This is a genomic window from Bradyrhizobium sp. NBAIM08 (genome assembly GCF_020193935.1).
In the GTDB taxonomy this organism is placed as follows: domain Bacteria; phylum Pseudomonadota; class Alphaproteobacteria; order Rhizobiales; family Xanthobacteraceae; genus Bradyrhizobium; species Bradyrhizobium yuanmingense.
Window position 1 is genome coordinate 1 of sequence record NZ_JADYVR010001127.1, and the last position, 394, is coordinate 394.

The following is a 394-nucleotide window of genomic DNA, read 5'->3' on the forward strand; positions in this document are numbered from 1 at the left end:
TTCGTAGTGCGAACGATTGAATACTCCGATCATTCCCAATGGCGGCACGACCTGATGAACGCGCCAGAGATAATCGTGTCGCAATTCCAGCGACGAAGGCGGGCCGAATCCGTGCACCGTTACGCCCAGCGGATTGAACGCGCCACAAACCGTCTTGATGGTGCCGTCTTTTCCCGAAGCATCTCGCCCTTGCAACACAAGTAACAAGGCGTGTTTGCCGTTGGCATGAAAAGCGTCCTGCAATTCAGCAAGTCGCGCCAACAACGCCTTTGTGTGCGGCACAAGGTCGCCCTTTTTTGGCGCGCCTTCAATGCGCGCATCCTTGTCGCCAATCGATACCTTGCCTCCCAGCTTTACCGGTTCCAGTTGCAGCCCATCCAGCAAATGTCCGTAC

Annotated in this window: 1 pseudogene; it reads right to left on the minus strand. The window is 55.8% G+C overall.

Annotated features, from left to right (window positions below):
* A pseudogene (locus tag I6F37_RS43790) lies at window positions 1-394 on the minus strand (polyphosphate kinase 2 family protein); the annotation flags it as partial.